Consider the following 14,064-nt stretch of genomic DNA (forward strand, 5'->3'; position numbering starts at 1 on the left):
AATACAATTTACGGTTGACTGAGGCCGGCGCGGGCCGTAGGTATCCGCGCATGAACTCAATCATCAATTTCGTTGAACTTGAGAACCGCATCATCTCGGCAACCTACCGTAACCTCATGATCGGGGCGAAGGTGGTGCTTGTCGACCAAACCAGCGGGGAACAATTGCCCGAGCCGGTCACCAGAATTACCTCCCCGGTGCCGGTCGGCTCGCTCCGGATCAGCCTGCCGCCCTCGGTCAGGTCGGGGCACTATTACCTCCAGGCATTAAACGGGCACGGCCAGTTGGCGGCACAAAGTGCCGGATTTTCCGTCGGCTAACCGTTTATTTTCTCCGGGTTTTCTGGATTTGCTGCCCATGTCGGTAAATTGATAATTGTCATTTGCCCGGCTTGCCGCCGGTGGTGTAAAGCGGCGGCAGCGGTGCTTTACCTGCAGGCACCTTTCCACCGGAACCCGCTTGATGACGCTGTGGTTTGTGTTCGCGCTGATGACGGCCGCGGCGATTTTCGCCGTGCTTTGGCCGCTGAGCCGTGGCAACCGGTCCCAAAATGACGGCAGCGAGGCGGCGGTCTACAAGGATCAACTGACCGAGATCGACCGCGATGTCGCGGCTGACCTGATCGGCTCTTCGGAAGCGGCCGCGGCGCGCGTCGAAATCAGCCGCCGGCTGCTCGCCGCGGCAGATCATCAGCGCGATCCACCCGCCGGCTCGAACCTCAGGCTGCGCCGTATCGCGGCTATCATCGCGCTGGTGGGATTGCCGGTCATTGCAATCGGGTTTTACTACCCGCTGGGCTCGCCCGGTCTGGCTGATTTTCCGTTGGCGGAGCGCACCCGCACGCCTGACGGGACGCAGCCGCTGGAAAATCTGGTGGCGCAAGTAGAGCAGCACCTGGCGGACAGTCCGAACGATGCGCGGGGCTGGAACGTGCTCGCGCCGGTGCTGGCAAGGCTGGGCCGTTTTGACGATGCTGTCCGCGCCTATCGCAATGCGATTACCTATGGCGGTGACAGCGCCGAGCGGCGGGCCGATCTTGGCGAGACCTTGACCGCGGCGGCCGGCGGTGTCGTGACCGCCGAAGCCAAGGCTGAATTCGAACGCGCCGTTGCCCTCAATGCGGATGATGTCAAGGCGAGCTATTTCCTCGGCCTGGCTGCCGAGCAGGATGGGCGTACCACCGACGCCGCCACGATCTGGCGCGCGATGCTGGCGAAGGCGCCGCAGAATGCGCCATGGCGTCCGCTGGTTCAGGAAGCGCTGCTGCGGGTCGGCGGTTCGCCCGCGCCGGGGCCGTCAAACGAGGCGGTCGCCGCGGCAAAAGACATGACTGAGACCGACCGCAACGCGATGATTCGCGGCATGGTCGAGCGTCTGGCCACCAAGTTGAAGCAGAATGGCGACGACGTCGAGGGATGGTTGCGGCTGGTGCGGGCCTATATGGTCATGGGCGACCAGGACAAGGCCAAGGGCGCGCTGACGGAGGCCCGTCAGGCCGTTGCCAACGATCCGGAACGGTTGCGGCAGTTGAACGAGGGCCTGAAAAATCTCGGGCTGGATGGATAAGCATGATGCCGAAAAGTGTGAAACGGTTTTCGGACAACATCATGCGAAGGAATAAAAGAGCATGATGCCGAAAAGTGTGAAGCGGTTTTCGGGTAACATCATGCACGGGAATTAGAGGCTACGCATGACGCGCAAGCAGCGGCGTTTGACAATTATCGGCGGTTCGATCGCGGTGCTCGCGGTTGCGGCCGCGCTGGTGCTCAATGCGCTGCGCGATTCAATCGTGTTCTTCTCGACGCCGACCATGGTCGCCGAGAAACATATCCAGGCGGGCAAGCGTTTTCGGCTCGGCGGCTTGGTCCAGCCGGGCTCGCTGGTGCGTGGCGACAATTTGGTCGTCTCGTTCCAGGTGGCCGATGGCGGCGCCACCTTGCCGGTTTCGTACAAGGGCATTCTTCCGGATCTGTTCCGTGAAGGGCAGGGCGTGGTCGCCGAAGGCGCGCTCGATGCGGCCGGCGTGTTCAAGGCCGACACGGTGCTTGCCAAGCACGACGAGAATTACATGCCCAAGGATGTCGCGGACGCGCTGAAAAAGCAGGGGCACTGGAAAGACGATTACGGCGCGAAGCCGGATGCGTCGCGCGCGGCGCAAGGTGCCGCACCGGCCGGACAAGGAGCGCTGCGGTGATAGCGGAAGCCGGACATTACGCGCTGGTGCTGGCGCTGGCGTTGGCCCTGATCCAGTCGACCCTGCCGATTCTGGGCGCGCGCTGGCGCGATGCCGCGCTGATGAATGTCGCGCGCTCGGCGGCGCTGGCGCAATTGCTGTTCGTGGGGGCGTCGTTCGCGGCGCTGGTCACGCTGCACGTCACCTCGGATTTCTCCGTGGTCAACGTGTTCGAGAATTCGCATTCGCTTAAACCGCTGATCTACAAAATCACCGGTGTGTGGGGCAATCATGAAGGCTCGATGCTGTTGTGGGTGTCGATCCTGGCGCTGTTCGGCGGCCTGGTCGCGCTGTTTGGCAACAATCTGCCGCTGTCGTTGCGTGCCCATGTGCTGGCGGTACAGGCCTGGGTCGCCAGCGCGTTCTATCTATTCATCCTGATCACTTCCAATCCGTTCCTGCGCATCGCCAATCCGCCGATCGAGGGCCGCGATCTTAATCCGGTATTGCAGGATATCGGCCTCGCGGTGCATCCGCCGATGCTCTATCTCGGCTATGTCGGCTTTTCGATCTCGTTTTCCTTTGCTGTCGCGGCCCTGATCGAAGGCCGGATCGACGCCGCCTGGGCGCGTTGGGTACGGCCCTGGACGCTGATGGCGTGGATATTCCTGACACTCGGCATCGCGATGGGCTCCTACTGGGCCTATTACGAACTCGGCTGGGGCGGCTGGTGGTTCTGGGATCCGGTCGAGAACGCCTCTCTGATGCCGTGGCTGGCCGGCACCGCGCTGCTGCATTCGCTGGTAGTGATGGAAAAGCGCAATGCGCTGAAAGTCTGGACCATCCTGCTGTCGATCCTGGCGTTCTCGCTGTCGCTGCTCGGCACCTTTCTGGTGCGTTCGGGCGTGCTCACGTCGGTCCATGCATTCGCGACGGACCCGACGCGCGGCGTCTTTATTCTGCTGATCCTGTGCATCTTCATCGGTGGCAGTCTTTCGCTCTATGCGTGGCGGGCATCCGCGCTCAAGCAGGGCGGGCTGTTCGCCCCGATTTCGCGCGAAGGCGCGCTGGTGCTCAACAATCTGTTGCTGACAACGGCCTGCGCAACCGTCTTCATCGGAACGCTCTATCCGCTGGCGCTGGAGGTGATCACCGGCGACAAGATCTCGGTCGGCGCGCCGTTTTTCAATCTCACCTTCGGGCCGTTGTTCCTGCCCTTGATGATCGCGGTGCCGTTCGGACCGCTGCTGGCCTGGAAGCGCGGCGATCTGCTCGGTGCGGCGCAGCGGCTGATGGCGGCTGGAATCGCCGCGCTGGTCATGGTCGCGGTGGTGTGGGCGTGGACCTCAGGCGGTGGCGCCTTCGCACCGCTCGCGATCGGGCTTGCGGTGTTCGTAATCGCGGGGGCGTTGAGCGACCTCGTCGAGCGCACCGGCCTGTTTCGGATGCCGCTGGGGATCACCTGGCGGCGCGCGCGCGGCCTGCCGCGCTCGACCTGGGGCACGGTGTTTGCCCATGCCGGCGTCGGTGTCGCGCTGATCGGCATCGTCTGTGAGACCACCTGGAACAGCGAATATATCGGATCGATGAAGTCGGGTGATGTGATTCCGATTGCCGGTTACCAGATGAAGCTCGATAGCGTGACGCAGCATCAGGGTCCGAACTTCCGCGAAATGGTAGCGCAATTCAGCGTTCTGGTTCACGGCGAGCCGCTTGGCACCATGACGCCGTCGAAGCGCAACTTCAGCACCCGGGCCGCGACGACGACCGAAGCCGCGCTGATGACGCGTGGCGCAAGCCAGCTTTACATTTCACTCGGCGAAGTTACCAACGACGGCACGGTCGCGGTGCGCATCTATCACAAGCCGTTGGTGCTGCTGATCTGGTTCGGCCCAGTGCTGATGGCGTTCGGTGGCATGCTGTCGCTGTCGGACCGGCGGCTACGGGTCGGCGCGCCGAAGCCCGCGAAATCCCTGCGCGGACTGCAGGCGGCGGAGTGACGCTTTGAAACGGATCATCTCCTGCGTGTTCGCTCTTGCGGTGATGGCGGTCTCGCCCTCGGCCTACGCCGTGCAGCCCGACGAGATCATGTCCGACCCTGCAAAGGAATTGCGGGCACGGGATTTGTCGCGCGAACTGCGCTGCATGGTATGCCAAAACCAGTCGATCGACGATTCCGAGGCGCCGCTGGCGCGCGATCTCAGGCTATTGGTGCGCGAGCGCATCGCAGCCGGCGACAGCGATGCGCAGGTGATCGATTTTCTGGTCGCACGTTATGGCGAGTTCGTGCTGCTCAAGCCGCGGCTCAACTCTCACACCTGGTTGCTTTGGTTGTTGCCGCCGCTGGCGCTGGCTGGAGGCGGCTTCGCGCTGTGGGTCAACGGCCGGCGGCGAACGAAAGCCGGAACCTCGCAAGATGACGCGCTTTTCGCGCTGACGGCCGACGAAGAAACGCGGCTGGAACGGCTGATTGCGGAACCGTCGCCGGACAAACCGGTTTAGCGCGGCGAAAAGCCTGTTTTGCTCTGCGAAAAGGCCGTTTTCGCCCTGCGATAAACTGCCGCATTCAATAAGGTCTTTATTACAAAAGTTTAACTCTCCCGCCAGCGCGCCGTAAGGCGGAAATCCCCATGTTCAGAACCACACGGTGCTTGCCCCCGCATCATTGATTCTGGCTCTGGAGATTTCTGAGATGATCGACCGTCCCACCGATTTTTCGTCCCTGCCGTCCTACAAGGCGCCCGGCCGTTCGCTTTTCTCGGCGCGCAAATTCGCGCTGATGGCTTCGGTCGTCGCCGGCCTCGGCGTAGCCGTTTACGGTTTCAGCCCGTCGTCCGGCCCGGTTGATATTTTCAGCACCGCGGCGCACGCGCAGGTCAACAACGAAGTCCGCAAGGTTGCGCAGCCGGTCGGCTTTGCCGACATCGTCGAGCGCGTGAAGCCTTCGGTGATTTCAGTGAAGGTCAATATCAACGAGAAGGTCGCCAAGAACGACAGCGCCGACAACAATGATGACTCGCCGTTCCAGCCGGGATCGCCGATGGAGCGCTTCTTCCGCCGCTTCGGCGGACCGGATGGCATGCCGCGCGGCGGACGTGGACGCGGTGCGGTGACCGGTCAGGGTTCCGGCTTCTTCATCTCCGCGGACGGCTTCGCCGTTACCAACAACCACGTGGTGGATGGCGCCGACAAGGTCGAAGTCACCACTGACGACGGCAAGACCTATTCCGCCAAGGTGATCGGCACCGACGCGCGCACCGACGTTGCGCTGATCAAGGTCGAGGGCGGTTCCAACTTCCCGTTCGCCAAGCTGTCCGAGGGCAAACCCCGGATCGGTGACTGGGTGCTCGCGGTCGGCAATCCCTTCGGCCTCGGCGGTACCGTTACGGCCGGCATCGTCTCGGCCAGCGGCCGCGACATCGGCAACGGTCCGTATGACGATTTCATCCAGATCGACGCGCCCGTGAACAAGGGCAATTCCGGCGGTCCGGCCTTCAATACCGAAGGCGAAGTAATGGGCGTCAACACCGCGATTTACTCCCCGTCCGGCGGCAGCGTCGGTATCGCGTTCTCGATCCCGGCCTCGACCGTGAAGACCGTGATCTCGCAGCTCAAGGACAAGGGTTCCGTCAGCCGCGGCTGGATCGGTGTCCAGATTCAGCCTGTTACGGCTGATATCGCCGACAGCCTCGGCCTCAAAAAGGCGGAAGGTGCGCTGGTTGCGGAGCCCCAGGCCAACGGTCCGGCCGCCAAGGCCGGCATCGAATCCGGCGACGTGATCACCGCGGTGAACGGCGAGACGGTCAAGGATGCCCGTGAACTCGCCCGTACCATCGGCGGTCTGGCACCTGGCAATGCAGTGAAGCTCAACGTGCTGCACAAGGGCCAGGACAAGGTGATCAACCTGACGCTCGGCCAGTTGCCGAACGCGTTGGAAGCCAAGGCCGACACTGATAATGGCGACAAGGGCGGTGCGACCCGCGGAACCGACGTACCGAAGCTCGGTTTGACCCTTGCGCCGGCCAACAGCGTTGCCGGCGCCGGCAAGGATGGCGTCGTGGTGACCGAGGTCGACCCGAAAAGCGCGGCAGCCGAGCGTGGTTTCAAGGAAGGTGACGTGATTCTCGAAGTTGCGGGAAAGACCGTCGCCAATGCCGGTGATGTGCGCGAAGCGATCAATGCCGCACGCACCGACAACAAGAACAGCGTGCTGATGCGCATCAAGAGCGGCGGTTCGTCGCGCTTTGTGGCGGTGCCGCTTGCCAAGGGTTAAGTAACAAGATGGAGGGTGTCGCCGGCATTTGTCGCCCCCGCCGACGGCCCTCTCCGGGGGGCGGGCTTAGGCCCGCTCCCTCAAGTTACCTTCCGGTGGAATACGCCCCCCTCCGTCGGAAGGTTAAAAGGGCGGTGAGGTCCCCCCAGCTTCACCGCCCGCTTTCTTCTTCGACCGGGTGCGCCAGATCATCTTGTTAAGTCGCCTTGTCAGTCGTCTTGCATGAGGATGCTGGGCGCGCCATGGTGACGGAAAGCTGCCTCACTTGACCGTGACTGACACCCAGATGCGCCTGTTGATCGTCGAAGATGACCGCGAGTCCGCCGACTATTTGGTCAAGGCGTTCCGCGAAGTCGGTTATGTTGCCGATCATGCCGGCGACGGCGAGGAAGGTTTGTCTCTCGCCGACACCGGTGAATATGACGTGCTGGTGATCGACCGGATGCTGCCGAAACGCGACGGCCTGTCGCTGATCGGCTCGTTGCGCGAGAAGGGAAACCGCACCCCTGCGCTGATCCTCTCGGCACTCGGTCAGGTCGATGACCGCATCAAGGGCCTGCGCGCCGGCGGCGACGATTACCTGCCCAAACCCTATTCATTTGCCGAATTGCTGGCGCGCGTCGAAGTGTTGTCGCGCCGCCATGGCGGTCCTGCCGAGGAAACCACCTATCGCGTCGGCGACCTTGAACTCGACCGGCTTTCGCACCGGGTCGCGCGCGGCAAGGACGAATTGACGCTGCAGCCGCGCGAATTCCGATTGCTTGAATATCTGATGAAGCACGCCGGGCAGGTGGTGACGCGAACGATGCTCCTGGAAAACGTCTGGGACTATCATTTCGATCCGCAGACCAATGTCATCGATGTGCATATTTCGCGGCTGCGCTCCAAGATCGACAAGGGCTTCGAACGGCCATTGCTCCACACCATTCGTGGCGCCGGGTACATGATCCGTGACGGCCTTCGGTAAACTGATCCGCACCACGGCGTTTCGTCTGACGCTGGTGTATCTGTTTTTGTTCGCGCTGTTCGCCGCATCGCTGCTGGGCTATTTCGCGTGGAATACGCGCCGGTTGATCACCGAACAGATCACCACCACCGTGAATGCGGAAATCGGCGAAATCAGCGATATTTTCGGGCGGCGCGGTTTGCGCGGCCTGGTGCTCACCATCGAGAACCGCGCGTTGCGGCCCGGCGCCAACCTCTATCTCGTGACCACCCCGGCGGGACAGGCGATCGCCGGCAATGTCGGCTCGCTTGCGCCGGGCGTGATGGCGACGACCGGATGGTCGGAGACCGACTATCGGCGGCTCGATGAGCAGGACACCGCGGATCATCGTGCGCTGCTGCGGGTCACTGAGCTTTCCAGCGGCTTTCGTCTGTTGATCGGGCGCGATCTGGAAGAGCGTCGCCGGCTGTTCGGCATTGTCGCCAACGCCGCGCAATGGTCGGTCCTGATCGTGGTGGTGCTCGGTCTCGGCGGAGGCATCTTCGTGGCGCGGCGGGTGCTGCGGCGGATCGATGCCATGACCGGCACCACCCAGCGCATCATGGCAGGCGATCTCAGCGGGCGGCTGCCGGTCGGGCGTAGCGGCGACGAACTCGATCGTCTGGCGGAAAATCTCAACGCGATGCTGGAGCGGATCGAAGCCCTCATGATGGGGCTGAAGGAGGTCTCCGACAACATCGCCCACGATCTGAAGACGCCGCTGACAAGATTGCGCAATCGCGCCGAGGAGGCGCTGGCGAAGTCCGGCAGCGAGGCCGAATACCGTGGCGCCCTGGAGCGCACCATCGAGGAATCCGACGGCCTGATTCGCACCTTCAACGCGCTGTTGATGATCGCCCGCGCCGAGTCCGGGCAGGCGCGCGGCAATATGGACAATTTTGACGCCGCCGACGTGGCCAATGGCATTCACGAATTGTACGAGCCGCTAGCCGAAGACGACGGCATGACCCTCCATGTCAAAACCGAACCGGCGCCGCTTCACGGCAATCGCGAACTGATCAGCCAGGCGCTGGCGAATCTCGTCGAAAACGCGATCAAATACGGCAAGCCCGTTGTGGCTCCCCAACCGCTCGGGGCCGATGCGGTCGCGAAGGCGCCCAGCAAGGAAATCCTGATCGAAGCCCGGCGTATCGGCGATCAGGTGCAGTTGAGCGTCACCGATCACGGGCCGGGGATTCCGCCGGCCGATCGCAAGCATGCGGTGGAACGATTTGTGCGGCTGGAAGCGAGCCGGACCCAGCCCGGTTCCGGTCTGGGACTAAGCCTGGCGTCGGCGGTGGCGACGCTGCATGGCGGCGATCTCAGGCTTGGGGATGCGTATCCCGGATTGACCGCGACCCTGGCCATCCCGGCGCTGTCGGCCCATGACGGGGTTGCGGCTCAAACGCATGATGTGCCACAGAAGGTGGCATGACCTCATCCGCGAAGGGCGACGCGGACCAATTGGCCGCGCGGTTCGTGGACGGACCGCATGTGTCCGCTCCCGATATAGCCGAGCAGCGACTGTCAGACTGGCTGACCGGCCTTGCGGCCGGGCAGGCGGCCGCTATCGATAATCTCATCGGCCGATTTCCCCTGACCAAAACCATCCTGCTGGGTATCGCCGAAGCCTCGCCATACCTTTTCGAGCTGGTTCGCGCCGACGGCACGCGCGCGATCCGGCTGCTGCAATGCGAGCCCGATCAATATCTGGCGTATCTGATCGAAAATACCCGCCGCGAGGTGCTGGACGCATCGGCCGAACCCGACGTGATGCAGTTGCTGCGCCGCATGAAATCGGAAGCGGCTCTGTTGATCGCACTGTGCGACATCGGCGGCGTTTGGCCCGTGATGCGGGTGACGGCGGCGCTGACCGATCTTGCGGTGGCCTCGGTGCAGTCGGCACTGGGCTTTTTGCTGCGGCAGGAAACCATGCGCGGGCGGATGTCACCGCCTGATCCGGATCATCCCGAGGACAACAGCGGTCTGGTCGTGCTGGCGATGGGCAAGATGGGCGCCGGCGAACTGAATTATTCCAGCGACATCGATCTGATCGTGTTTTTCGAGGCCGATGCGCCGACGCTCGCGCCCGATATCGAACCGCAGCCGTTCTTTGTGCGGGTGACGCAGGGATTGTCCCGGATTCTGCAACAGCGCAGCGGCGAGGGTTATGTGTTCCGCGTCGATCTGCGGCTGCGGCCGGATCCCGCCTCGACACAGGTGGCGATCTCGACCGCGTCGGCCCTGAATTACTATGAGCGGGAAGGGCGGACCTGGGAACGCGCAGCCATGATCAAGGCGCGGCCCTGTGCCGGCGACCCCAAGGCGGGCGAGGCGCTGGTCGCGGAAATCGCGCCTTTCGTCTGGCGCAAGCATCTGGACTTCGCCGCCTTGGGCGATGTGCACGACATGAAGCGGCAGATGCAGACCTATCGCGGGCAAAGCGAAATCGCGGTCGAGGGCCACAATGTCAAGATCGGACGCGGCGGCATCCGCGAGATCGAGTTTTTCGCCCAGACCCAGCAGCTAATCGCCGGCGGCCGGCACCCCGAATTGCGGGTGCGGCCGACGCTGGAAGCGCTCAATGTGCTGGCGTCCAGCAACTGGATCACCTTCGAGGCGCGCGACCAGCTCACCGCGGCCTATGAATTCCTGCGGCGGGTCGAACACCGGCTGCAGATGATCGCGGACGAGCAGACCCATGCGCTGCCGGACGACAGCGAGGCGGTGGAGCGCTTCGCCTGCTTCTTTGGGTATGACACCCGCGCCGCGTTCGCCAGCGACCTGCTGCTCCATCTCAACATCGTGCAGGGACATTACAGCAAACTGTTCGAGGGCGACCCGACCGGTACTGAAAAATTGCCTGCGGTGGATTACGCGGCCGGTCCGGAGGACCCGCGCGTGCTCGAACACTTGGCCTCGCTCGGTTTCAAGACGCCGATCAATGTGGCGCAGACGATCCAGAACTGGCTGGCTGGCGACTACCGCGTGTTCCGGATGGAAGCGACGCGCAACGCGTTCGTCGAGTTCGTTCCCGCCTTGATTGCCGGACTGGCGGACGCCGAGGAGCCTGACGGTGCGGTGACGGCTTTCGATCATTTCCTGCAGGCGCTGCAGCGCGGCGGGCGGCTGATTTTGCTGCTCAGCCAGAATCGCGACCTCGTCGCTCTGGTGGCGCTGATCCTCGGCGCCGCGCCGCGCCTGGGCGACATGCTGGCGCGGCGGCCGCAGATCATGGACGGATTGATCGATCCGCGATTCTTCGGCGCGATGCCTGACAAGCAGGAATTATCCGAGCGGCTTGCGGCCACTTTGGTGGACGCGAATTCCTATGAGGAATTTCTCGATCGGCTACGGTTGTTCGGCAAGGAAAGCCTGTTTCTGATCGGTACCCGTATTCTGTCTGGTACGGTCTCTGCCCAGCAGGCCAGTATCGCCTTTGCCGACGTCGCCGAGGGCATTGTCCATACCGTGCATGGCCTGGTAACCGATCAATTCGCAGCCCAGCACGGCCGGATCAAGGGTCAGGAGACTGCGATTCTCGCGATGGGCCGGCTAGGCAGCCGCGAGATGACGGCCGCGTCCGATCTCGATCTGATCCTGCTTTATGATTTCGACCCCGAACATCCGGATTCCGATGGCGCGCGTTCGCTTGAGGGCGCGCATTATTTTGCGCGCTTCACGCAACGGCTGATCAGCGCGTTCACGACGCGGACCAATCACGGGGTGCTCTACGAAGTGGATATGCGGTTGCGGCCGTCGGGCCGGGCTGGGCCGGTCGCGTCGCACCTGCGTTCGTTCGCCGAATACCAGGATATGGAAGCCTGGACCTGGGAGCATATGGCGCTGACCCGGGCCCGGGTGATTTCGTCATCGCCGGATTTTCGTCGCAAGATCGAAAACATCATTCGCCAGGTGTTGACGCGGCCGCGAGACGCCGCCGGCATTGCGGCCGACGTGGCAGATATGCGCCGCGCCGTCGGGTTGGAAAAGGGCGAGGACGATATCTGGGATCTGAAATACGCCGCGGGCGGCATCGTCGACATCGATTTCATCGCCCAATATCTGCAACTGGTTCACGCGTCCGCCAAGCCTGACATCCTCAGCGTCAATACAATGCAAGTGCTGGACAACGCCGCGCGGCTTGGCGTGCTGCCGCAATCATCCGCCGAAATCCTGCGCTCCGCGGCGCGGCTCTATCAGGACCTGACGCAAATTCTGCGGCTGTGTGTCAGCGAAAAATTCAATCCGGAGACGTCGGGGGAGGATTTGTTGCGGATCATGGCGAGGGCTGGTGACGCACCGGACTTTTCCTCGCTCGAAGCGCGGGTCAAGGAGACCCAGACCGAGGTTCGCCGGGTGTTTCGGACGCTGGTCGGCAACGGCCGGTAACGGGCGCGCGGCCTGTACGCCTTTATTCGGATTAGCTAAGGTTCTCGCGAAAGATTTGCCGAGGTTTCTTGGAGAACGGAAAAATGGCCGAGCGCGGTCGAAAAGCAAAGAAGCGCGCCATGGCGACCAAGCGCAAAAAGGCCGCTCTCAAGCCCAAGAAATCCATTAAGTCGAAATCCATCAAATCCAAATCGACCGTGTCCAAATCGACCGTGTCCAAGTCGCTCGCGTCCAAGTCACCGACGTCTAAGTCGATCAAGCCTGCCAGTTCCAAGTCCAAGTCCGAAAATGCGCGGCTGAAGAGCGAGCTTCGCACCGCCCGGGATCGCCAAGCCGCCAGCGCCGAGGTGATGCGGCTCATCAGCGCGTCACCCGGCGATGCCGACCAGACCCTGCGGCGGATCGCCGAGATCACCGAGCGGCTGTTTGATGCTTCGAGCGTTACGCTATTGATCGCCGACGGCGAGCGTTGGGGCCAGACGATCCGCGTCGGCGCGGGCTCGGAACGGATCACCACCGCTATCCCGCTGGCTCATGTCGCGATCACGCTCCAGTTCATGCCCGGTACGGTCTATCTCGAAAACCGCCAGGTCCACGTTGCTGACCTCGATGATCCCGCGGCGATCGCCCGGTGGCCCGGGGTTACTCCGGCGCGGGCGGCTGGTAGCCGCACCATGTCGGGCACGCCGCTTCGGCGCGAGGGAGGGTCTATCGGCGCGCTTATCGTGCACCGTGCCCGGCTCGCTCCCTTCACGGAGGATGAACTCGCGCTGCTGCAGAGCTTTGCCGACCAGGCCGCGATTGCGATCGAGAACGCCCGGCTATTCAACGAGACCCGGGAGGCACTGGAGCGGCAGACCGCCACGGCCGATATCCTCAAGGTGATCGCCAGTTCGCCGTCGGACGTGCAGCCGGTGTTCGAGGCGATCGCCGCCAGCTCCAACAGGCTGATCGGGGGCTTCTCCACCGCCGTCCTGCGCTTTGTCGGCGAAGACCTTCATCTTGCCGCCTTCACGCCGATCGATCCTAGGACGGACGCAGCTTTGAAGGGTGCTTTTCCGGCGCCACTTTCCGAATTTCCGCTCTTCAGGGCGGTTCGAGGCGGCGAGACCCAGCAGTTCAGCGATACCGAATCGGAAGATGTCCCGCCGCAGCAGAGGGCGTTGGCACGGTTGCGCGGCTATCGCAGCATGCTGTTTACGCCGCTGATGAACGGCGACAAGCCGATCGGAATGATCAGCGTCACCCGCAAGGATCCCGGAACATTCGCCGCGCATTATGTCCAACTGGTGCGAACCTTCGCCGATCAGGCCGTAATCGCGATCGAGAATGTGCGGTTGTTCGACGAGGTGCAGGACCGCACCAGGAAACTCGCCGCGTCGCTCGATGAATTGCGCACCGCGCAGGACCGCCTGATTCAGACCGAGAAGCTGGCCTCGCTCGGTCAGCTCACCGCCGGTATCGCGCATGAGATCAAGAACCCGCTCAATTTCGTCAATAATTTCTCGGCGCTATCGGCCGAACTGATCGACGAGCTGAACGATGTGCTCAAGCCGGCCGCGCTCGACGGCAAGGTGAGGGAGGAGATCGACGAACTCACGCAGATGCTCAAGGGCAATCTGGAAAAGGTCGTGCAGCACGGCAAGCGCGCCGATTCGATCGTCAAGAACATGCTGCTGCATTCGCGCGAAGGCTCCGGCGAGCAGCGCTCCGTCGATATCAATGCGATCCTGGATGAGAGTCTCAATCTCGCCTATCACGGCGCGCGCGCCGAGAAGCCGGGATTCAACATCACGCTGCAACGGGACTTCGATGCCGGCGTCGCCGCGATCGACGCGTTTCCGCAGGAAATCACCCGCGTCTTCCTGAATTTGATCACCAACGGGTTTTATGCCGCAGCCAAGCGAAAGTCACAGACCGGGGATTCAGGCTTTGAGCCGGTACTTCGCGCCACCACTAGAAGTATCGGCCACGCCGTTGAAATCCGCATTCGCGACAACGGCACCGGCATTCCTGCCGACGTAAAGGACAAGATTTTCAATCCGTTCTTCACCACCAAACCGGCTGGTGAGGGCACGGGACTCGGTCTTTCGATGAGCCACGACATTATCGTGAAACAGCACGGTGGCAGTATCGATGTGACCACGGAGCCCGGGCAGTTTACGGAATTCACCGTTGTTTTGCCAATAGGCAAAACCTAGGGATTGGCGACGCGCGTTTTGTTTCCAGGGCCCTTGGCGC

Annotated in this window: 10 protein-coding genes; all 10 read left to right on the forward strand. The window is 62.7% G+C overall.

All coding sequences use genetic code 11. The features are described from left to right. The first annotated feature begins 50 nt into the window (after window positions 1-50). The 10 genes from HB676_RS06015 (at window position 51) to HB676_RS06060 (ending at window position 14,024) form a co-directional block, all read left to right on the forward strand. On the forward strand, window positions 51-320 hold the full coding sequence (locus HB676_RS06015; protein ID WP_213736785.1) for a hypothetical protein: 270 nt from the start codon (window positions 51-53) through the stop codon (window positions 318-320). Window positions 321-462: 142 nt separating this feature from the next. Then, window positions 463-1,566 (forward strand): c-type cytochrome biogenesis protein CcmI, encoded by a 1,104-nt coding sequence (gene ccmI / locus HB676_RS06020; RefSeq protein WP_213736786.1) that lies wholly within the window; start codon window positions 463-465, stop codon window positions 1,564-1,566. A 124-nt stretch (window positions 1,567-1,690) separates the two neighbouring features. Then, window positions 1,691-2,194, forward strand: coding sequence for a cytochrome c maturation protein CcmE (gene ccmE, locus HB676_RS06025; RefSeq protein WP_213736787.1), 504 nt, complete (start codon window positions 1,691-1,693; stop codon window positions 2,192-2,194). After that, a complete protein-coding gene (locus HB676_RS06030; protein ID WP_213736788.1) occupies window positions 2,191-4,173 on the forward strand; it encodes a heme lyase CcmF/NrfE family subunit in 1,983 nt (660 codons plus the stop codon). The genes ccmE and HB676_RS06030 overlap by 4 nt, the downstream gene beginning before the upstream one ends. Window positions 4,174-4,177: 4 nt before the next feature. Next, the gene (locus HB676_RS06035; protein ID WP_213736789.1) at window positions 4,178-4,675 is read left to right on the forward strand and encodes a cytochrome c-type biogenesis protein; all 498 of its coding nucleotides are present in this window, start codon (window positions 4,178-4,180) and stop codon (window positions 4,673-4,675) included. A 190-nt stretch (window positions 4,676-4,865) separates the two neighbouring features. Further along, entirely contained in the window at window positions 4,866-6,446 is a 1,581-nt protein-coding gene (locus tag HB676_RS06040) for a Do family serine endopeptidase (RefSeq protein WP_213736790.1), read from the forward strand. 286 nt (window positions 6,447-6,732) lie between these two features. After that, window positions 6,733-7,413: a response regulator transcription factor gene (locus HB676_RS06045; protein ID WP_213737012.1), complete on the forward strand. Its 681-nt coding sequence runs from the start codon at window positions 6,733-6,735 to the stop codon at window positions 7,411-7,413. Further along, entirely contained in the window at window positions 7,397-8,866 is a 1,470-nt protein-coding gene (locus tag HB676_RS06050; RefSeq protein WP_213736791.1) for an ATP-binding protein, read from the forward strand. The genes HB676_RS06045 and HB676_RS06050 overlap by 17 nt, the downstream gene beginning before the upstream one ends. Next, on the forward strand, window positions 8,863-11,823 hold the full coding sequence (locus HB676_RS06055) for a bifunctional [glutamine synthetase] adenylyltransferase/[glutamine synthetase]-adenylyl-L-tyrosine phosphorylase (protein WP_213736792.1): 2,961 nt from the start codon (window positions 8,863-8,865) through the stop codon (window positions 11,821-11,823). Before HB676_RS06050 ends, HB676_RS06055 begins: the two co-directional genes overlap by 4 nt. 83 nt (window positions 11,824-11,906) lie before the next feature. Then, window positions 11,907-14,024, forward strand: a complete 2,118-nt coding sequence (locus HB676_RS06060; protein WP_249780082.1) for a GAF domain-containing protein — start codon at window positions 11,907-11,909, stop codon at window positions 14,022-14,024. Window positions 14,025-14,064 lie beyond the last annotated feature (40 nt).

The sequence above is a fragment of the Bradyrhizobium sp. dw_411 genome (genome assembly GCF_018449695.1).
Taxonomy (GTDB): domain Bacteria; phylum Pseudomonadota; class Alphaproteobacteria; order Rhizobiales; family Xanthobacteraceae; genus Bradyrhizobium.